Annotated in this window: 19 protein-coding genes and 2 pseudogenes; 5 read left to right on the top strand and 16 right to left on the bottom strand. The window is 60.2% G+C overall.

Annotated elements, in window-relative coordinates; genetic code table 11:
• Nucleotides 1–54 precede the first annotated feature (54 nt).
• From PSEUDOMOFG3G_RS09425 to PSEUDOMOFG3G_RS09415, 3 genes are all read right to left on the bottom strand, one after another.
• Nucleotides 55–432 carry a MerR family transcriptional regulator gene (locus PSEUDOMOFG3G_RS09425; protein WP_139049735.1) on the bottom strand — a complete coding sequence of 126 codons (378 nt, stop codon included), beginning with the start codon at nt 430–432 and terminating at the stop codon, nt 55–57.
• 46 nt (nt 433–478) lie between these two features.
• Nucleotides 479–952, bottom strand: coding sequence for a carboxymuconolactone decarboxylase family protein (locus tag PSEUDOMOFG3G_RS09420; RefSeq protein ID WP_139049734.1), 474 nt, complete (start codon nt 950–952; stop codon nt 479–481).
• Between the two features lie 151 nt (nt 953–1,103).
• A complete protein-coding gene (locus PSEUDOMOFG3G_RS09415) occupies nt 1,104–2,270 on the bottom strand; it encodes an MFS transporter (RefSeq protein ID WP_139049733.1) in 1,167 nt (388 codons plus the stop codon).
• 94 nt (nt 2,271–2,364) lie between these two features.
• Here PSEUDOMOFG3G_RS09415 and PSEUDOMOFG3G_RS09410 point away from each other — a divergent pair, with 94 nt between their 5' ends.
• Nucleotides 2,365–3,258, top strand: coding sequence for a LysR family transcriptional regulator (locus PSEUDOMOFG3G_RS09410; protein WP_076384106.1), 894 nt, complete (start codon nt 2,365–2,367; stop codon nt 3,256–3,258).
• A gap of 279 nt (nt 3,259–3,537) precedes the next feature.
• On the opposite strand, the gene PSEUDOMOFG3G_RS09405 is transcribed toward PSEUDOMOFG3G_RS09410, so the two are convergent.
• The 7 genes from PSEUDOMOFG3G_RS09405 to PSEUDOMOFG3G_RS09375 all read right to left on the bottom strand — a co-directional run bounded on the left by PSEUDOMOFG3G_RS09405 (nt 3,538) and on the right by PSEUDOMOFG3G_RS09375 (nt 10,497).
• Entirely contained in the window at nt 3,538–3,831 is a 294-nt protein-coding gene (locus tag PSEUDOMOFG3G_RS09405; protein WP_139049732.1) for an antibiotic biosynthesis monooxygenase, read from the bottom strand.
• 40 nt (nt 3,832–3,871) lie between these two features.
• Nucleotides 3,872–4,846, bottom strand: coding sequence for a zinc-dependent alcohol dehydrogenase family protein (locus PSEUDOMOFG3G_RS09400; RefSeq protein WP_047230143.1), 975 nt, complete (start codon nt 4,844–4,846; stop codon nt 3,872–3,874).
• A gap of 62 nt (nt 4,847–4,908) precedes the next feature.
• Nucleotides 4,909–5,211, bottom strand: coding sequence for a helix-turn-helix transcriptional regulator (locus PSEUDOMOFG3G_RS09395; RefSeq protein ID WP_047230144.1), 303 nt, complete (start codon nt 5,209–5,211; stop codon nt 4,909–4,911).
• A 351-nt stretch (nt 5,212–5,562) separates the two neighbouring features.
• Nucleotides 5,563–7,962, bottom strand: coding sequence for a TonB-dependent receptor (locus PSEUDOMOFG3G_RS09390; RefSeq protein ID WP_139049731.1), 2,400 nt, complete (start codon nt 7,960–7,962; stop codon nt 5,563–5,565).
• 131 nt (nt 7,963–8,093) lie between these two features.
• Nucleotides 8,094–9,020 carry a FecR family protein gene (locus PSEUDOMOFG3G_RS09385; protein WP_139049730.1) on the bottom strand — a complete coding sequence of 309 codons (927 nt, stop codon included), beginning with the start codon at nt 9,018–9,020 and terminating at the stop codon, nt 8,094–8,096.
• Nucleotides 9,017–9,523: an RNA polymerase sigma factor gene (locus PSEUDOMOFG3G_RS09380; RefSeq protein WP_139049729.1), complete on the bottom strand. Its 507-nt coding sequence runs from the start codon at nt 9,521–9,523 to the stop codon at nt 9,017–9,019. The genes PSEUDOMOFG3G_RS09385 and PSEUDOMOFG3G_RS09380 overlap by 4 nt, the downstream gene beginning before the upstream one ends.
• 626 nt (nt 9,524–10,149) lie before the next feature.
• A complete protein-coding gene (locus PSEUDOMOFG3G_RS09375) occupies nt 10,150–10,497 on the bottom strand; it encodes a hypothetical protein (protein ID WP_139049728.1) in 348 nt (115 codons plus the stop codon).
• Nucleotides 10,498–10,568: 71 nt separating this feature from the next.
• Here PSEUDOMOFG3G_RS09375 and PSEUDOMOFG3G_RS28000 point away from each other — a divergent pair.
• A pseudogene (locus PSEUDOMOFG3G_RS28000) lies at nt 10,569–10,802 on the top strand (aliphatic sulfonate ABC transporter substrate-binding protein); the annotation flags it as partial.
• Between the two features lie 33 nt (nt 10,803–10,835).
• Here the strand turns inward: PSEUDOMOFG3G_RS28000 and PSEUDOMOFG3G_RS28340 are convergent.
• Both PSEUDOMOFG3G_RS28340 and PSEUDOMOFG3G_RS28335 read right to left on the bottom strand, forming a co-directional pair.
• Complete coding sequence (locus PSEUDOMOFG3G_RS28340; protein ID WP_139049790.1) at nt 10,836–11,201, bottom strand: MarR family winged helix-turn-helix transcriptional regulator; 366 nt, start codon at nt 11,199–11,201, stop codon at nt 10,836–10,838.
• Between the two features lie 588 nt (nt 11,202–11,789).
• Nucleotides 11,790–11,951: pseudogene (locus PSEUDOMOFG3G_RS28335) on the bottom strand (TetR/AcrR family transcriptional regulator); the annotation flags it as partial.
• Between the two features lie 162 nt (nt 11,952–12,113).
• Between PSEUDOMOFG3G_RS28335 and PSEUDOMOFG3G_RS09365 the strand changes: the two are divergent.
• On the top strand, nt 12,114–13,325 hold the full coding sequence (locus tag PSEUDOMOFG3G_RS09365) for a multidrug effflux MFS transporter (RefSeq protein ID WP_139049727.1): 1,212 nt from the start codon (nt 12,114–12,116) through the stop codon (nt 13,323–13,325).
• Between the two features lie 63 nt (nt 13,326–13,388).
• Nucleotides 13,389–14,087, top strand: a complete 699-nt coding sequence (locus tag PSEUDOMOFG3G_RS09360) for an SDR family oxidoreductase (protein ID WP_139049726.1) — start codon at nt 13,389–13,391, stop codon at nt 14,085–14,087.
• A gap of 153 nt (nt 14,088–14,240) precedes the next feature.
• On the opposite strand, the gene PSEUDOMOFG3G_RS09355 is transcribed toward PSEUDOMOFG3G_RS09360, so the two are convergent.
• Genes PSEUDOMOFG3G_RS09355 through PSEUDOMOFG3G_RS09340 form a run of 4 tightly spaced genes read right to left on the bottom strand, consistent with a single transcriptional unit; the run spans nt 14,241 to nt 18,552 of the window.
• Complete coding sequence (locus PSEUDOMOFG3G_RS09355) at nt 14,241–15,782, bottom strand: amino acid ABC transporter permease/ATP-binding protein (protein WP_139049725.1); 1,542 nt, start codon at nt 15,780–15,782, stop codon at nt 14,241–14,243.
• A gap of 49 nt (nt 15,783–15,831) precedes the next feature.
• Entirely contained in the window at nt 15,832–16,629 is a 798-nt protein-coding gene (locus tag PSEUDOMOFG3G_RS09350; protein ID WP_139049724.1) for a transporter substrate-binding domain-containing protein, read from the bottom strand.
• A gap of 23 nt (nt 16,630–16,652) precedes the next feature.
• Entirely contained in the window at nt 16,653–17,702 is a 1,050-nt protein-coding gene (locus PSEUDOMOFG3G_RS09345) for an isopenicillin N synthase family oxygenase (RefSeq protein WP_139049723.1), read from the bottom strand.
• On the bottom strand, nt 17,695–18,552 hold the full coding sequence (locus PSEUDOMOFG3G_RS09340; protein ID WP_139049722.1) for a sugar phosphate isomerase/epimerase: 858 nt from the start codon (nt 18,550–18,552) through the stop codon (nt 17,695–17,697). Before PSEUDOMOFG3G_RS09340 ends, PSEUDOMOFG3G_RS09345 begins: the two co-directional genes overlap by 8 nt.
• Before the next feature lie 427 nt (nt 18,553–18,979).
• On the opposite strand from PSEUDOMOFG3G_RS09340, the gene PSEUDOMOFG3G_RS09335 reads away from it, so the two are divergent.
• On the top strand, nt 18,980–19,732 hold the full coding sequence (locus PSEUDOMOFG3G_RS09335) for a hypothetical protein (RefSeq protein ID WP_171061351.1): 753 nt from the start codon (nt 18,980–18,982) through the stop codon (nt 19,730–19,732).
• Nucleotides 19,733–19,759 lie beyond the last annotated feature (27 nt).

The following is a 19,759-nucleotide window of genomic DNA, read 5'->3' as shown; positions in this document are numbered from 1 at the left end:
TTCAGCGAGACTCTGCTTGTCGTGATGGGCGGGAGTCGACCAACAGAGCAGATCCTAACCTTCCTCCTTGGACTCAAGCGCACGGTAGTGGTCAATCTTGACTTGCAGTGCAGCAACGGCCTTTTGCATGGCAGCAACTTCGGCCTGTACATCCTGTAAATGGCTCTCCAGCATCTGGCGGCGTTCGGCAATCGTTGAGTCCCCAGCGCTGCGCAGCTTGGCGAATGTTTGCATTTTGCCGATGGTCATGTGAGTGGTGCGTAAACGCAGCAGAAACTCCAGCCACGCCATATCAGTCGGCGCATAAAGCCGTTGCCCGCCGGCCGCACGGGCGACCGGCGCCAACAGGCCGATGCGTTCGTAGTAGCGCAGGGTATAGGCCGTAAGGCCAGTGCGCTTGGCGACCTGGTCAATCGTCTGGTAGGCGTTCATAAGCACAATCCTTGGCCATCGGTGTTCGGTAATGCACCCGTCCCGCTCACTCGGGAGGTGCGGCAACAACTTTGATGCCTCGTTTGGCAAACACTTCCCGCGCTGCGCTGATGCCATTCAACGCGCTGGGAAAACCAGCATACACCGCCATCTGGATGATGATTTCAACGATCTCCTCAGGTTTGCAACCCACATTCAGCGCCCCCTCTATATGCACTTTGAGTTGAGGTTGCGCGTTCCCTAATGCGGTGAGGGCCGCGATGGTTGCCAACTCGCGTGTGCACAGAGCAACACCAGACCTGGAAAACACATCACCATAGGCGAAATCGACTATCCATTCACCCAGCTCGGGCGATATATCGCTAAGCGACTTGACCACGTTGTTGCCGGTGGTCCCGGTGATTCTTTCCAGGGTCTCTACCCCTTTCACTCGTCGACTATCCGGTTCAGTTGCCGACGCCGGAATTGCGATTGCTGAAAGCACGAGCCCGGTTACAGCGCTCAGTTTTTTTAATGTCATGACCTGTCTCCTTGTTTAAGCCGCGCAACGGACCTGGCCGTTTTGGCGGTGCAACAAGGAGGCTATTGGTTAGAGTGCGCTCTAAGTCAAGCGCCAGTTGCTTTCAGCTAAAAGGGCCAGCAGCTAAAGGGAGCCCCCCCTCACATCATCGTCACACCACCGCAGTTGCAGCCGTTCTGGAACGCCAGGCAAAAGCCAACACCATCAGCAGCCCCAGACCCGCCATTGCCGCTCCAGCCAGGGAAATCGCCGGATAACCCAGCCCGGTATTGATCACCGCTCCGCCCAGCGCCGCACCCATCGCGTTACCCAAGTTGAAGGCGCCGATGTTCACCGCCGAGGCCAGATTGGGTGCGTCCTTGGCGGCTTCCATGACGCGCATCTGTAGCGGCGGCACCAGGGCGAAGCTGGCGATCCCCCATATCAGGATGGCAACGGCGGCCGGCAGCGGCCAACGCATCAGTACGGTGAATGCCAACAAGACCAGAATCAGCACGCTCAGCGAAACGATCAGGGTGCGATCTATCGAGCGGTCGGCGGCCTTGCCGCCCCACATGTTGCCCAGCGTCAACCCCACACCGAACAGCATCAGCATGGCGGTGATGTAGGCGGTTGATGCATGGGTTTCGCTGCTGAGGATCGGCGCGATGTAGGTGAAGACGGTAAACATTGCACCCGAGCCGACTACGGTCAGGGCCAACGCCCCCAGCACCGGTCCACGACCCAGCACCCGAATTTCGGCCAGTACACCGACGCTTTGTGGCGCCTGCAGGTTCGGTAGCGCGAACCACAACGCGGCCATGGTTACCACGCCGAGTCCGGTAATACCCCAGAATGCGGTGCGCCAGCCGAACAGTTCGCCAAACCAGGCGGCCAGCGGCACACCGCCGATGGTGGCCAGGGTCAGGCCCAAGAACATGGCCGCAACCGCCCCGGCGCGTTTCTCCGGGGCGACCACGCTAGCGGCGACGATGGAGCCGACGCCAAAAAACGCACCGTGGTTCAGTGAGGTCACCACTCTGGCAACCATGAGGCTGTAGTAATCGGTAGCCAGGGCTGACATCAGATTACCCAGGGTAAAAATCGCCATGAGTCCGATCAGCAGATAGCGCCGGGGAATCCTGCCGGTGGTCAGGGTCATCAGCGGCGCGCCGAGCAATACGCCCAAGGCGTAGGCACTGACCAACAAACCTGCGGCGGGAATGGATACGCCGAGATCCGCAGCGATGCCCGGCAACATGCCCATGGGGGCGAACTCGGTAACGCCGATGCCAAAGGCACCAATGGCGAGTGCGACAAGCGGTGGATTGATACGCATGGAAGGCTCCTTATCTATGCCGCCAATGCTACGATCCAACTTTTTCAGGCGGTAGATAGCATTTCTGGCAATCACCTTTGCGTACGGAGCACAAATGGACTTCAACGGCAGATCAGGTGAAATGAGCGTGTTCGCCACCGTGGCGCAGGAAGGCAGCCTGTCAGCCGCCGCGCGTGCATTGGGGCTGACCCCCTCGGCGGTCAGTCGGATCATCGCGCGTACTGAACAACGTCTTGGCACTCGCCTGTTGTTGCGCACCACCCGAGCGATCACCTTCACCGCCGAGGGCGAGGCTTACCTGCGCGGCGCCCGCCGTATCCTGGCCGACATGGCCGAGGTCGAAGAAGCCATCGCCGACCAGGGCGTGCCCCGGGGCCGTTTGCGGGTCAGTGCCGCCCTCGGCCATGGGCGCCAGACCATCGTTCCCTTGGTGGCAGCATTCAGCGCCCGCTACCCGAACATCGTCGTCGACCTCACCCTCGGCGACGAAGTGGTCGATATTCTCGGCGGCCAGGCCGACGTGGCGGTACGCTTTGGCCATCTGCCCGACAGCCCGCTGACCGCACGAAGGATCGGCGACACCGGCCAGGTCGTGGTGGCATCGCCCGAGTATCTGCAGCGCCACGGCATCCCCCGGGAACCGGAAGACCTGCTACGGCACAACTGCCTGCGCTTCAACTTCCGGCGTGCCGAACCCAACTGGCCGTTCATCCGCGAGGGAAATGAGTTTTCCCTGAAGGTCAGCGGCAACATCGAATGCAGCAGTGGTGAAGCGCTGGCACAACTCGCACGGGTAGGCGCTGGCATCGCGCGTATCGGCGATTTCACCGTAGCCGAGGACCTGCGGCGCGGCGATCTGGTACCGCTGCTGGAAGCCTGGAACCCCGGAGACCGGGAGCCGATTCATGCGGTGTTCGTAGGTGGTTCGGCAATGCCGGCGCGGGTGCGGTTATTCGTGGACTTCTTGCTGGAACATCACCGGATGTAAACGGGTAACGTCACTTGCCCCTTCCGGATGCTCGTAATGCTGTGGGAGTTTTACCTGACTGGAACAATCGGGAGCTATAGCCGAGATTGGCCGGTGGCGATTGGCGAGAGGCGGCTTTCGGCTAGAAGCGGACGATAGTCAGCTCAAACGTCTAGATCTAAACATCTAGGGCCTTTCATAGAAGACTTCAAACCCGGCACCTAGTCCCAGTTCAAGCCCCTCAAGGCGCCGGCAGCATCCATGCCGACGGCATTGTTGGAAGCATCATGTTCGTCAGTCCTAAAAGCTCCCCCCCTCAATATGGTAGACCTTCGGTTCTTCCGAAAAATATTCCTCCAGGCCCATCATGAACAGCCGATGGTCTTCACTCGCCTCGAAGCCCGGCGTGTGATCCTCAAGTGAAGCCCAGCGCACGATCAGGTTGAATTGCTGGGGGGTTTCAATCCCTTGCGCTAGCAAGTGGCCGCCGTAACCCTTTGCGCGGGTGAGCAAAGGGGCGACCTCGGCAAATGCGTGTCTGAACGCTTCAATGCGTTCTTTGTGAACGGGGAGCAGAGCGATTTCATAAATCATGGCATTCCTCCAACAAGCTCAGTTGATTAAAAGTACGCACTCACGAGATGAGCGATGGCTCGACTGCAATCGCGATTTTTCCCTGAAGGCCGTTGTTGGGGCTCTCCAGTCGAGCGTGGGCAAGCCCAATGTCGGCCAGCGAATAGACCGCGCCAACGTGCGGGCGCAGTTGGCCGCGCTCTACCAATGCGCTCAACTCATCAAGTTTGCCGCGGTTTTGTCGGGTAAAAACGAAGTGATAACTCGCGTTCTTGCCCCACGCCTGAACAAGGTTTTGCGGCTGGGCAATGTCCACAATCGAGACTAGGCGGCCGAGTTGGGCGAGCACGTCGGGGCTACGCGTCAGTGTGTTGCCGCCGATGGTGTCGAACACCACATCCACGCCGTGACCACCGGTTTCGCGCATGATCGCGTCGACGTAATCCTCCTTTTCGTAATCGATGAGCACATCGGCACCCAGGCTGCGTGCGAACTCAAAGTTTGCTTCGCGCACGGTCGTGAAGACCCGCGCTCCAATGGCTTTTGCCACCTGGATCGCGACATGCCCTACGCCTCCCGCGCCGCCGTGTATCAGAATGCTCTCCCCCACTCTGAGCGCCGCTCGCACGGTCAGTGCTTCCCACACTGTCCCGCCAACCAGGGTCAGACTTGCTGCCTCAAGGTGGCTCAGTGATTGCGGTTTACGCCCGATGATGCCTTCGGCCGCAACGTGGTACTCGGCATAACTGCCTGGGCCGTCGAAAATTTGCGGGGTGTACCAGACTTCGTCTCCCGGAGCGAAGCTGGTCACACCCGGCCCGACTTCTTCGACAACGCCCGATACGTCGTGTCCGGTAATGGCCGGCAGTGGCACCAGGTCGGCATAGTCGCCACGTCGAACCTGATAATCCAACGGGTTGATCGAGGTTGCGTGTACCCGGACCAGGACCTGTCCCGCGCCCGGCACGGGCTTGGGCACGTCGCGGAGTTCGAACGACTCAGGACCGCCAAATGACTTCAGTATCATCGCTTTCATGGTAAATCCTCGCATCTATAAAATTGAATATCGAGATATCTCGATATGTTACGGTAAAAAAATTACAAATCTTTCCCTATGACCTCGGCAAGCGCGCTGATGGTTGCTTCATTGCGTTTGTAGTAGGTCCACTGACCGATGCGCCTGACTTCGACCAGGCCCACTCGTTGCAACGTGGCAAGATAACCCGACACCGTTGACTGCGACAGTCCGATACCCTCTTGAATACTACTGACGCAGACGCCGACCGTGAGAACGTCACCCTCATCCTGCGGAGGGAAGTTCTTTACGGGATCCTTCAAACCTTTCAGGATTTGAAGACGCGTAGGGTTCGAGAGGGCTTTGAATATTTCGATCAGTTCCATGCGCTCAGGATATCGAGATTTACCGATATGTCAATACGAAAGGTTAGAATAATTTGGGGGTTCGCATTGCCAACGGTTTCACAGGTTGGAGCGAGTGCCTGCTTCTAGCCGAAAGCAGCCTGTGGTCATGAGTGAAGGCTTTTCTGAAAAAAACCACGATAACGGGCCAAGCAGGTCAAAAGCGTCAAGGGCGAATTCACCGCCCTCTTTGACGCTACCCATGACTGGTTCTGGTGCGATCGCAGCAACGACGACAGAGGCCGCGAATGCAGCCTCTCGGAGCGTCAGGTGAAATCGTCTTTAGCGTATTCACACAGCTTGCAAACGGCGCCCTCCTTATCGAGGGTAACTTCAGAAATCAACGGTGGCCGACACTTTGAGCGTGCGCGGCGCACCTTGAGTCAGGTAGCCACCGTTGGCAGAGGCCCAGTAGTGCTCGTCGGCGACGTTCTCTAGCATCGCGTTGAAGGTCAGTGCGCGGCCCTCCAGTTGCGTCCGATAGCGTGCGCCGAGGTCGACACGGGTCCAGGCAGGGATGCTGTATTCGTTGGCGCTGTCGACGAACTGACCGCCGGTGCGCAGCAGCAGGCCGTTCAGGCTCAACCCGGGCAAGCCGGGCACATCCCAGTCGGCGCCCAGATTGAACTGGAACTGCGGCACACCCACCGCCTGGTTGCCATCGTCGCGGCCGCCGGCTGTGCCGCGCAGCTCGGCTTTGGTCCAGGTGGCGCCGCTCAGCAGGCGCAGGCCGTCCAGCGGCTCGCCGAACAGACTCAGTTCCACGCCGCGATTACGCTGCTCGGCATCCACCCGGTAATAGCCGTCGCCGCCGAGCACGCCCTGCGGCTGTTCGATGCGGAACAGGCTGAGACTGCCGCCGAAGGTGCCCCAGTCGAGCTTGGCGCCCATCTCGATCTGCTTGGAGCGATAGGGCGCGAACATCTCGCCGCTGTTGAGCGCGGCGCCCGGCGCGGTCGGCCCCTGCTGCAGGGACTCGACGCGGTTGGCATAGAGCGACAGGAACTCGGTGGGCTTGATCACAAGGCCATAGGCCGGCGTGGTGATGCTTTCCTGATAGTTTGAGGTGCGGGCACCGCTGGCCGCGCTCCAGGCATCGGAGCTGATGGATTGGCGACGTACGCCCAGGGTCAGCAGCACGCGGTCGTCGAGCAAGCCCAGGGTGTCGGACACCGCCAGGCTGCGGTTCTGCACCTTGGCGGTGGTGTCCGGGTCGTGAATATCGCCGGAGACGCTGGTAGCCGGCGGCTCGGCGATGGGCTGGCCCTCATACAGATTGCCGAAGCCGCGACTGCCCGCCGCGGTGGACTCGAACGCGTTGCGCTTCTCCTGCCAGATGCCGTTGCCGGCCAGGTTGATGCGGTGACTGACCGGCCCGGTGGTGAGTTCGCCGCGCAGCCCCGTGACGGCGCTCAGGGTCTCCTGGTCCAGCGGCGAATAGAGACGACCGATACGTGCGTCGCCGTTCGCGCCGTAGACATAGTTGGAGGCGTAGATACCGTTCTCCCGCGTGTATTTGCCGCCTGCACTTAGGTATGCAGTCCAAGTGGGCGACAGGTCGTATTCGGCGCTGAACATGCCATAGGTATCTTCGAGCTGCGACCAGCTCCAGGGTTGCGCGTAGTTGTGGTCGGAGTCGGGTGCCGACGGCGTCTTGCCGTTGAGAGTGCTGGTAGGCCCCGTCGTGGTCAGATAGACCACCGAGCGCCCCTCGTTGACCCGTTGCTTCTGGTAACCGAGATCCGCAGACAGTCGCAGACGGTCGCCGCGGTAGTCCAGGCCGAGGGTGGCGAGACTGAAGCGCGAGTGCTCCTCGTCCACCGCTGTCTCGCCCTCGCGCTGGGCCAGGTTCACCCGTACGCCGAAGCGGTTTTCCTCGCCAAAGCGCTGGCCCAGGTCGAGGTGCCCACCCACTCGGTTGTCGCTGGCATAGTCCAAGGTGGCGCGGCGCGTGGGGCTGTCCTCGGCACGCTTGGAGACCACGTTGATCGCCCCGCCGACACCGCTGCCCGACGGCGACACGCCATTCACAAAGGCGTTAGCCCCCTTGAACACCTCGACCCGCTCGACCGACTCGGTGGAGATGATCTGTCGCGGCAGAATACCGTACAGCCCGTTGAAGGCAATATCGTCGCTGAACAGCTGGAACCCGCGCACAACGAACACCTGGGAGAAGTTACCGAAGCCGAACGACTGACGCACGCCCGGATCGCTGGCCAGCACCTCGGCCAGGGTCTGCGCCTGGCGCGTCTCAATCAGCTCGGAGGTGTAACTGGAGAAGGCGAAAGGCACATCTTGCATGTCCTGGTTGCCCAGCACGCCGATGCGGGCACCCCGCGCCGTCTGCCCACCGGCGTACTCGGCCGGCAGATCGACACGGCCGTCGGCGATCCCGCTGATGGTGGTGGAGCCCAGCTCCAACACACCTTGCTCGGGCAGCGGCACCAGAGTGATGGTGCCGTCGTCGCCAGTCTGGAAGCTCAGGCCACTGCCCTCCAACAACCGCTGCAGGCCGTCGACCACCGAATAGTCGCCCTTGAGCGCCTGCGCCACACCACTGCCACGGGTCAGGCCGGCCTCATAGAGCAGACGTACGTCGGCCTGCTCGGCGAAATCGATGAGCGCCGCGTCGAGTCGCTGGGCGGGCACGTCGAGCTGTACGGCTTGCGCCTGTGCGGCAGCCATGGCCAGGGGGAGAACGGCTAGCGCCGCGAGGAAGGGGGTCGACCGCATGCTGATGTCCTTGGCTATCAATGCGAAGAAGTCGCATTTGCAGGAACAGAAGACGAAGGGGCCGATGATTTCTGAACCATCGCCGCCTAAATATTTTCTGTTTTCTTGAAGGCCCGGGCGTGGCGCGAGTCTCAGCGGCGTGACGCGACCAGAATCAACCCCGGCAAGCGCACCAGACGCACAGGCAAGGTGGTTTCAACAGCACTTAACACCGCCTGTGGATCGTCAAGGGCGAACACGCCGGTCACCTGTACCCTGCGAGCGGCTTCGTCGACAAACAGCACGCGCGCAGACTGGCTGCGCTCAAGTTCGGCGAACACTTGCTCCAGTGGCCGGTCGCGGAATATCAGCTTGCCGCGCTGCCAGCCCAAGCGCTGGCGCGCATCCAATGCCTGCGGCGCCTGCAACTCCCCGTCACGCCACTGCACCTGCTGCCCACCGACCACCGGCAGCGGCTCGTGCCCATTGCTAGAGGCCAACACCCGGCCCTCGATTACTGCGAGGTCGACACCGCCCTCCTCCAGACGCACATCAAAGCGCGTGCCGGTGACGCGTATGCGCGCTTCGCCGGCAGTGACAGTGAACGGCCGAGCCGGGTCATGGGCTACCTGGAAATCCGCCTCGCCGCGGTACAGCCTGACCTCGCGGCGACCGTCGACAAACTGCCAGTCCAGCGCCGAATCACCGTTGAGGGTCAACAGCGAACCATCTGCCAGACGCAACTCGCGCACCTCCCCCGGCTGGGTGCTGATATCGGCATACAGGCCAATCCAGGTGCCGCGCGGTAGCCACAGGGCGAGCAACAGCATCGCGGCGCAGGCCAGCGGAGTCGCCCAACGTCGATGGCGACGCATCACGCGCCCCTGAGGCTGCTCGGCCGGACGTTCTATCTGGCCGAGCAACGACCACAGCCCTTCCACCTCACGAAATGCGTGCTCGTGCTCGGGCGCCGCCTGGCGCCAGGCCTGCGCGGCCTCACGATCGGCAGCGGTGGCGCGACCAGAATGCAGCAGCACGTGCCATTGCCGGGCCTGATCGAGAATCGACGGATGAGTCACGGCTGCGGGTCCATCTGCTGCTGGCAGTGTTCGAGGGCCTTCAAAATATAACGTCCGGCCATGCTTTCCGAGACACCCAGGCGCTCGCCGATCTCACGCTGGGTCAGCCCGTCCAGGCGATTCCACAACAACGCCTGACGCAGATGCGGTGGCAAATTCTGGACTACGCGCTGCAATAGCTCCAGGCGCTGGGCGTCGCTTGCCGCTCGCTCCGGACCAGGCTGGGCACTGACCAATTCGACGGATATCTCCTCTTCGACAGGGCGCGATTTTTGCTGACGGCGGTAGTCAATGATCAGGTTGCGCGCGATGCGATAGAGGAAAGCACGAAGATTGCCGATCTCCTTCCCGGACTCGCGCCGGCGAAAGCGCAACCAAGTCTCCTGGCGCAGGTCGGCTGCCAGTTCTGCGCACTTCACCTGCCGCGTGAGGAAGCTCAGCAGCTCGCTCGAATGGCTCTCGAACTCGCCGTCAGCGGAATGAGGATCAGGTGGCCAGGACACGCAAGCGACTCAAGCGAGGAAGAACCGCGAGAATATCTCAAATGATAATGACTTTCAATTAATGAGGCGTTTGCGATATTTCGTTGGTTATGACCAACAGTGGAACAATCAGGGGCAACCAATCGGGAGACTACGATAGGGATCGTTATTGAGAGACCATACTCTAGGCCAGAAGCGGGCAAACGATGGTCGCTGGGGCAGTAAGCTGGCTGGTCACCCATGTACCAAATTGGCGTCTGGACAATTGCGCCCCGCGCGCTCACCACGGTTCGATCTGCATCAGCTAGCGGCGAGCCGCCGATAGATCGCGCACGTGCCGCAAGACAGCATCACTGCTGGGATCGAAAGCAAAATGCAATACAAAATGCCAACTGCCAGTAGCGGCCCCGCTCCAGATGTCATCATCACACACGGAATCTGCCCGAACATTACGATAGGGCCTGCCAGCCATCCGCGTTTTTGAAACAGCAGACCAAGCGTCAATGTCAGCGCCAGGGACGCAGGATATAGAACAGCCCAATAACATTGCGCGTCCCAAGGCTCATTCACTCCGGCCAACCATGACGCCGCCAGCCAAAAGCTCACACTGATGACGCAAGCAACGATCGTCGCCAGCCACATACTTTTCAATGTAACCGTCCGGGCATCCCACCTTGCGCTGAGGGACTAACGATTTGCTGATCATTGCGATCCAACGATCCACCGCAATTACTTACCAAAAAATCAGCTAAGTCCTCAGCAGTTTCCTCCGCCAGTAAGCCGACAACGACTGTAATGCCTGCATCTCGTAGCATTCTTATGCCCGCTCCCGAGTTTCTTGGATCGGGATCAAGCAATCCAACAAAAACTTTATCGACCCCGCTGTTTACCAGCACGCAACCTACTGGCGGGTTTGGAAGGCAGTCAGGTAAGGCCAAGCGCCCTTGGGCAAGGGCAAGCTGCATGAAATCGGCATTGGAGGTCAGAGTAGGCATATTCGATGGGTACTCATCCTTGGTGGCCGAATCTTGACACATTGAATTAGGTATCGCGTTACCCGCGAAACGATGAGCTTACCGCAGCCGAAGCCCTGACTCGCAGCCAACGAGAAGCAAGCCTTCGGGTGCTGACTCAATCCATGGGGCTGCCCGAAGCCGTGATCGCTCGTTACGTGGATAATCGGCAGCCGTCACCGGTACTGCCCATGGATGAAAAACTCATCGAAGCGCAGCAGGCCACAGCAGATCTGTTTTATGCCAACAAGCTGTTGCCTAAACGGTTGGACGTGAAGAATGCACTTGCCGCATCGACGCCTATCTTCGGAGGGCTGCCCTCATTCGCCAGCGGGACGCGCAAAAGCCTTAAGCGTGCCGCGAAGAGCTTCCAACCCATCCTCAGTCAGTTGACAGGCGGTCTTGATCTTGTCCGTGACGGCCCAAAGCTCTTCGCGCAGGCCTTCCCCAGCGTCGGTAAGCGCAATCAGCACGCGGCGTTCATCGCTTTTGTCGCGGGCTCGAGTCACCATGCCCGACGCTTCAAGACGCTTGAGCAAGGGCGTGATCGTCCCGGTATCCATCCCAAGTGCAGCGCCTAAATCGCCCACAGTCCTGGGCGCGTCCGTGAACAGTTCCAGCATGACCAGGTACTGGGGGAACGTCAGCCCAAGGGGCTCCAGCAAGGGTTTGTGCTGGCGAATCATCCGATTGGCGGCACCGTACAGAGCAAAGGACAGTTGGGTTCCGACTTCCCGCTGCACGACAGCCTTTTTGGCAGGAACTTGCTTTTGTAGCCCAATATTATCTAGCTCACTAGATATTTTCCGGGCTACTGGTCGGCTGATGTCGGGGATATTGTCCAAGGCCTGTACTGCTGCTGCCCCAGCCTGCTCACCCGCAAGCAGTTCGTCACGTGTCGCTTGAAGAATGCGGTCGGACAGCGGTTGATCGTCGACCGCTCGGGCGAGCACCATGGCGCCGACTATCGCCGACATGAAACCGATCGCCTGGTCTTCCCTGGATCGGTCACGCCGCCAGGGAAGACTGGCGCTGAACGACTCGATCATTCCGGCGACCCGGCCCGTGAACGAACGCCGCATCCCCGGTTCCCGTGCGACATCAATGGCCAACGCAGGCATTGCGCAGCCTGCTTCCGGGTGGTCGCGGTGACCCTGACTCAGGTACCTGTCCAGAAAGGCTTGCTTGGGCGTATCGCTGCTGGAGACAGTGTCGCGCAGACGTAGCGCCAGCTGGTCCATCGCATGTTCAAGGCTGGCACAAGCCAGCGCATCCTTCGAATCGAAGTGCGCATAGAACGCGCCATGAGTCAGGCCCGATGCCTTCATGACCTGCGCAATGCTCGCCCCTGCGATGCCCTTGCCGCGAAACAACCGGGAGGCCTCCTCAAGGATTTTCTCGCGCCGTTCTGCAGTCTGGCTTGCAGGATATCTCATCGGTGGACCTCGATATTTATGCTTGACGAATAACATGATGATCATCATGCTTGGCTGAAAATATGACAACCATCATACGCCGTAGCCAGAGTGCGGGCCGACTTCCGCCTGACGGCCAATTCCACGACTACCGCTTCCATAAGCGCCAAGGGATGTAAATCCATGACGACAACTTTTGTGAATGCCCCCGTCCAGGCCATCCAGCCATTGACCGGAAAAATCGTGGCACTGCTCGCTGGCCTGGCTGCTATCGGTATGCTCTCCACCAACATCATCCTTTCGGCATTCCCCGTCATCGGTGAAGACCTGGGAGTGGACGCCCGCGCGCTTGGCCTGACGCTATCCAGCTTCTTCATCACCTTCGCACTGGGCCAGTTGGTGGTCGGGCCACTGGCTGACCGCTACGGGCGCCAGAAGCTGGTGCTGGGCGGACTCGCGATTTTCGTGGTGGGCACCGTCGTCGCAGGCCTCGCCAACACCCTCGATACGCTGATTGCAGGACGCGTCATCCAGGCATTGGGCGTGTGTGCCGCCTCAGTGCTGTCGCGCGCAATTGCACGGGATCTGTTTGAGGGAGAGGCACTCGCTCGCGCGTTGTCGCTGACCATGATTGCCACCGCCGCTGCGCCAGGTTTTTCACCGCTGGCGGGTAGCCTGCTGTCGGTCACGCTTGGATGGCGGGCGATTTTTATCCTGGTAGGGCTGGCCGCCGTTGCGCTCGCCTTCTTCTACGTTCGCGGCCTTGGCGAGACCCATCCCGCCGACCGCCGCGCGCCGCATTCAGCCAAGAGCGTGGTGCTCGCATATCGGCGGTTGACGCTGGATAAGCGCTTCATCCTGCCTGCCCTTTCGATGAGCCTGCTGATGAGCGGACTGTTCGCATCATTCGCCGCCGCCCCCGCTATTCTGATGAAAAGGATCGGCCTGACGTCGTTGCAGACTGGCCTGTACTTCGCTTGCACGGTGTTCGTTGTGTTCGCAGCCGGCATGGCGGCCCCGCGCCTGGCGCACCGCTACGGCCCAAGACTCATTACCACGCTGGGCATTGCCTGTGCCATGGCGGGCGGAGGGCTCCTGCTCGCAGGCCCGGCCGATCCGAGCCTTGGGTGGTATGCCCTTTCAATGGTCACGTTTCTTTGGGGCATGGGCCTGGCCAATCCGCTGGGCACGGCCATCACCATGGGACCTTTTGGTAAGGAAGCCGGGATGGCTTCCGCCCTGTTGGGCTTTGTTTCCATGGGGGCGGCTGCACTGACAACCTGGCTGGTTTCGGTGCTGACGCTTGCACCGGTTACAGCACTGGGCGGTGTCCAGACGACAGCCTGTCTGATCGCGCTGGCGCTGTTCCTTCTACGGGGCAGTCTCGCGAAATAAACACGCTAAAGCGCTGAGGCGTCGTTTCTTGTTTGCGTCATGACCAACAACTGGAGAATCAACATGCAGATCAAAGGTAGCGTGGCGCTGGTGACCGGCGCCAGCCGTGGGTTGGGCAAGGCCTTCGTGCAAGCACTGCTCGCGGCGGGTGCCGCGAAGGTCTATGCCGCGGCACGTGACCCCGCCACTCTCGAAGCCCAGGCCAACGTGGTGCCAATCAAACTCGACGTGACCCGTCCCGAAGATATCGCGGCGGCGACTGAACAGGCACACGACCTCACGCTGCTCATCAACAACGCCGGCATCAGCGGCGAAGCGCATGACAGCATTAGCCTGGAAACCCTTCGCCACGAGTTCGAGACCAACGCGGTCGCCCCGCTCGCCATCAGCCTGGCTTTCGCACCGATCCTGGCCGCCAACGGCGGTGGTGCAATCGTCAACATGCACTCGGCCCTGAGCTGGATCAACCTGCCCACCACCGTTACCTATTCGGCAAGCAAAGCGGCGGCCTGGTCGCTTACCAATGGCCTGCGCCTGCGATTGGCAAGTCAGGGCACCCTGGTCGTGGGCGTGCATGTTGCGTTCGTGGACACCGACATGACGCGCGGTATCGAAGGCGTGCCAAAGGCAAACCCTCACGATGTGGTCCAGCGCGCACTGGATGGGGTTGCCAACGACCAGCCGGAAGTGTTGGCGGACGAGACGAGCCAGCAGCTCAAGCAAAATCTGAGCAACGGTATCTACCTGCGACCGATATCGTAAAACCGAGTGACCCGAAAGATCCGGCAGCTTTCATCGCCGGCTCATATGGGCTTGGCAATCTCCTTATCGCATTGGCAGCCACGACCGCAATGAACCATGGGACGGTCAAAAGCCCACGGCATAAAGCGGATCATGCGACCAAACGCGCTCAATTCAGCTCATCAACAGGCAACGCTCCTCCTCTGACTCTTCCAACCCGATAAACCGTCGCACCCGTTGGGCGCCATGCCCTTCGCGGATTGCCTGTGGCGAGGCATCCAGCTGCACGTTGCCGTTTTCCATGAAAATCACCCGGTCAGAGATCGACAGGGCAAATTCCATTTCGTGAGTGACAATCAGCAGGGTCATGCCTTCGCGAGCCAGGTCGGCGATCACCGTAAGTACCTCGCCGACCAGTTCCGGGTCCAGCGCCGAGGTCGGTTCGTCAAACAGCAGGATGTCCGGGTCCATGGCCATGGCCCGGGCGATCGCCACACGTTGTTGCTGGCCGCCAGACAGTTGATGCGGATATTTGTGAACGTGGGCCAGCAGGCCGACCTTGTCGAGCAACTGGCAGGCCCGTTGCTCGCTCAGTGTGCGGCTGACGCCATGATAACGAGGGGCGAGGCTGATGTTGTCCAACAGTGTCCGGTGCGGAAACAGGTTGAAGTTCTGGAACACCATGCCGATGCGCTGCACGCCCTGACGAACCCGAGAGCCATCCGGTTTGTCCTCGGCATTAATGAAGCCCTCCCCGAACAACAGGATTTCACCCTGATCGATGCGTTCCAGGCCATTAATGGTGCGGATCAACGAGGTCTTGCCGGAGCCGGACGGGCCGATGATGGAAATCACCTGGCCGCTTTGCACCTTCAGGTCGATACCTTTGAGCACATGATGATCGCCGTAGCGTTTGTGCACGTCCTGCAGGTGCAGGGCCGGGGCCGCACCTTTCGCTGGGAGGCTGACCTTGCTCGATACCCTAGGTGCCAGACTGTCGCGCAGCACTTGTGTCGAGGCGCTCTCCAGGGTTTGCGGTGTACGCAGGTTCAGGTCCAGGTAACGTTCCAGACGCTGCAAGGCAAAGCCAAACACTGTAACGATTAGCACGTAGTACACGCCCACAGCCGCCAGGGTCTCCATAACCAGGAAGTTCTGGGCATACAGGCGCTGGCCGACAGTCAGCAGTTCGGTCAGTGAAATCACCGAGATCAACGAGGTCAGTTTGACCACCGTGATGTATTCGTTAATCAACGTCGGCAGTGAGATACGAAACGCTTGAGGAATAACGATCAGCCGTTGCACGCCAAGCAGCCCGAGTCCCAGGGCACGGCCCGCTTCCTTCTGGCCCTTGGCGATCGAAATCAGCCCGCCACGATGAATTTCTGCCATGTAGGCGGCCTCAGTGACCACCAGCGCCAACAGGCCGGAATAAAATGGCACCGACAGCACCGGCCCGGCACCGGGCAGCAACTGCGGCAGGTTGTAGACGAAGACCACCAGCACCAGCAGCGGAATGCTGCGAAAGAACCAGATGTAGAGTGATGCGGGTATGCGCAGCCAGCGCACGCTCGACAGTTTGGCCGATGCCAGGACGAAACCCAGCAGCATGCCCAGAAACCAGGCCAGGGTGCTCAGTTCGATGACGGTCAGGCTCGCCGCCCAGAAGTCAGCCATGGAGAACAGCGAAAAAAAGTAAGCCCAATCGAATTGCATAGACACCTCGCGCAAGCCGCGCCCCCGATTGAGGGCGCGGTTTCAGGCATTACTCAGAGACTGGTTCCAGGTCATACGCCTTGAGAATGGCGGCGTACTCGCCGTTGGCCTTACTCTCAGCCAACGCCTTGACCAGCGCCTGATAGGTCGCGTCGGCGTCTTTCTTGACGTAGATGCCCAACGTTTGCGGGTAAACCAACTTCTGCGAGCTGACGATCACACGGCCGTTGGTACGCTGAGCGATCATGTGCGCGGCGCCGGCAATTTCCACTTGAGCCTGGATGTTCTTTGACAGCAGCGCCTGCGTCACCTCGGGTGCCGAGGGAAACTCACTGACGGTGATGGCACCCTTGTTGTTCGGGACGCAGTAGTCGCTGGACAACTGACGGAACTTGCCGACCCAGGTGGTGCCCTGCTCCAGCCCGACTTTCAGGCCACACAGGTCTTCAGGAACCTGCGGGTTCAACTCACTGCCCTTGGGCACCATGATCGCCGCGCCGGTGTTGGCATAAGCAATGGTCCGGGCCTGGGCCTGGCGCTCCGGGGTGATGTACATGCCGGAGATGATTGCGTCGTAGTGCCCGGCGTTGAGGCCGTTGAGCAGATTGGGAAACTTGGTATCGACGAAGTTGGCCTTGACGCCCATTGCCTTGGCCAGGGAATGGGCCAACTCCGGGTCGGAGCCGACCACATTCTTGTTGGCGTCATAGGACTCGAACGGTGGGTAGGTGATTTCCATACCGACCTTCAATACACCCGGGGTCGCGGTGCTGGCGAAGGCGGCACTGGCACAGAACAGACTAGCGGCGAGCAGACTCAGTCGGGTCAAGGCGTAGGGGGTTTTCATGTTGGGAAGCTCCGTTGGTTTTTTTAGGAATGAGTGGCAGTGTTTTTCAAGCGACCGAAGCTCGATGGCTTGCGGGCTCGGGACGGCAGTTCAAGCTCGCCGTTCTCGACGCGTTTGCGCAGGTATTGATAGGTCTGCAGGGCTTGACTCCACATGTGTTCACCAATCGTCAACGCCTCGTAGACCTGAGCGTCATTGATGAATGCCGGCAACGGCTTGATCAGCGTGTGGTAGTCGCAGGCGTAAAACAGCGGGAAGCTATAGCGCTCCTGAGCCACCTTGCGCACTCGGTGAGCGGTGGCCACAAAGGTCCCAGCGGTCATGACTTCCAGCATGTCGCCGATGTTCACCACAAACGCATCGGGCATTGGCGGTGCATCGATCCACTGATCCTGGTCGTTTAACACCTCCAACCCCGGCTGATCGGCGTGCAGGATGGTGAAGCACTCGTAGTCGGTATGCGCGCCGATGCCGGGAGCATCCACAGCAGTGGCGTCGAAGGGGTAATGGATCAGCCGCAGCTTGGAAGGCGGCCGGGTGACCAGTGCGTCGAAGTAGCCCTCTTCCAGGCCCAGGGCCAGGGCGAAGCCATCGAACAGTCGGCGGCCCAGGGAAAACACGGCCTGATAGTAATTTTGTACTGCAGCCTGAAAACCCGGCACGTCGGGCCAGTGGTTCGGGCCCAGCAGCGGCGTTCGACTCAGGAATAGCGGATCGTCCACCGGTACTTCGAAACCGATGTCGAAGGCCTCTTTGTGGTCCGGCTTGCCCTTGGAGTACACCTCCTCACCTTCGGGCACGAAGCCCTTGTGGCTTTCCGAGGCACCAATGTAATGGCGCATCTTGGTCTCCAGGGGCTGCGCGAAATAATCCTCGCTCGCCTGGCGCAGGTCCTCGATCAGTGCCGGATCAATGCCGTGCCCGGTGATGTACAGAAACCCCACATCGCTGGCGGCACGCCCCAGTTGCTCGGCCACGGCGAGGCGATGCTCCAGTTCGATACTGAAGAGGCCGGCGATGTTCACCACCGGAATGCGATTGAAGTTGGCCTGGGTCAGCGAAGTCTTATTCATGGTGGGCTCCTTCACAGGTAAAACGGTTGAAGTGTTCGCGCTCGGTTCGCGCCATCCACTGGTTCAAGGTCCAGAGATCGGCCACTGGCATGTTGGTGAAGGGCAAGTGATGCAGATACCCGTCGGCACCGAACTCCGGGGTCAGGGTGCTGACTGCATAGCCGCGCTGAAATTGAGAAGCCCAGACGGCCTCCCAGTGACGCTGGTGAAATACCAGTTCACGGGCATATTCCGGGGCGGCGGGATGGGAAACTTGCGGGCCCTGGTCATAACCGACCCGAGCTTGAATGTGATGAACGCGCTCGACGAAGGACGACAGATCGTCGGCCGGGTCGTCCAGTAACCGCTCACAGCACACCACCCAATGGCTGATGTCACTGGTGAAACGCAGTTCCGGCAGTTGGCGAATCAGTTCCAGAGTTACCCAAGGGCTATACAGGGAGCGGGCGCGGTGAGTCTCGAAACTGCAGAACACCCCATGCCTGGCGGCCAGCTCCAGGGCCTGACCGAAGAACTCGACCTGCTGCGCCAGAGGCCAGCGATCATTGCCTGCAAGCAGATTGACGAAACGGGGTGTCAGCTCCGAGGCCCAGCCGAGCTTACAATCGATGTCGACCAAGTGCTGGGCAGGCGTGGCGCGCTGATCAGGCAAGACATCGTAAGCACTAAACAGGGTGCAAATGTAGGGGACGTGATTGCTGTGCAGGAAAGCGCCGAATTCGCCACGCTCATTGGCCTGCAGTGGCAGGCGTGCTTCGATCCCATCAAAACCGGCGGCGAGCAGTTCATCCAGGGCGGATGAATGGCCGGCGGTATAGCCCCATAAGGTACGGAAAATCTCTAGCTTCATGCATTCCTCTCGACTGCGTCGGGCCACTGGCGGATTGGGCTGGTGGCGTTGCTGGGCAGTCGAAAAGGGGCTGCTGCGGGCTGCTGCTCTGATGGCGGCGGTCCCGTGTGGAGGATCCTAAGGCCATCGTGACAAATGATTGAATAGGCTGTAGCAAATAGTTAGTTCAGAAATCCATGAACTAACATCGACCTGGTGCGTGAACCCGGGACGCCGGTGCACGTCTATCGTGCGTTTCCTAACGACGCCTGGACCAAAGCCGACCAGCCCACCGCCTGACATGTTCCTGTCAGCCTCCGGTCACTCTGACGTCAGATCCTTGCCCCTAAAGTACCCCCAATGACTGCCCTACGGTGCCAGCGTTACAGGCACCAAGGACACATCGCTTTAGCTGGACCTCTTGCCATCCGCCGGAAGGAGAAACGCAATGAGCCATCCTGATGCGCACGCTAGTGCTCTTGATCCATTTACTTGGCAATCGACGCTCGACAGCAATCTGGACAGAAAAGGCCTGTTGCTCCGCCTGTTCGCCGAACAGCGATTCATGGCCGCGCAGGTGCGAACCTGCAAGCTGGATCACAGGGACTATCTGCTTTCGCTGATTGATCCGGCATCGACGGTGAACGATGGCACTCGGCACTCATCAAGCGTCGACGGCCATCGAATGCAGAGCGTCATCACCGAAGCGGCAAAGAAAGCTCATTGGGGCAAGCCCCCAAGACATGGTCGGGCGCAAGGCATCGCTGCCCACTATGACGCGCAGACCTGCATGGCGGTCGTTCTCGATATCGAAGTGAGCGACGAAGGCCGCTTGATCATTCATGAAGCGGTCGTTGTCGCGGACTTGGGTTTCTTGAAAAATCCTGGTCGCGTGCGCTCGCAGCTCGAAGGCGCTTGCCTGATAGGGATAGCGTTCGTGACATCCTGCGATTTTGAGCCGACCCTCGGAGATACCCGACCTAAACCTGCCTATCGCACCCGTTGGCCACTCGTCTCATGGCTGCCAGGACAGATCGCGGTGCACCTGATCAATCCCACCGGGGCTCCCGAAGCCGGCCAGCCCAGCCAGACCAGTTACGCACCTGTCGCCCGGGCCTTGTGCAATGCGATTTTGAAGGCCACGGGTAACGGTTCGGTCCGGAGCCAGCTAACCGTCGCCACAGCAAGCCAGCTAAATTAAAGCTTCCAGATCAGATGAGGTTCTGCG

This window comes from Pseudomonas sp. FG-3G (genome assembly GCF_901007645.1).
In the GTDB taxonomy this organism is placed as follows: domain Bacteria; phylum Pseudomonadota; class Gammaproteobacteria; order Pseudomonadales; family Pseudomonadaceae; genus Aquipseudomonas; species Aquipseudomonas rhizophila.
This window is presented reverse-complemented; position numbering and strand designations above follow the sequence as displayed.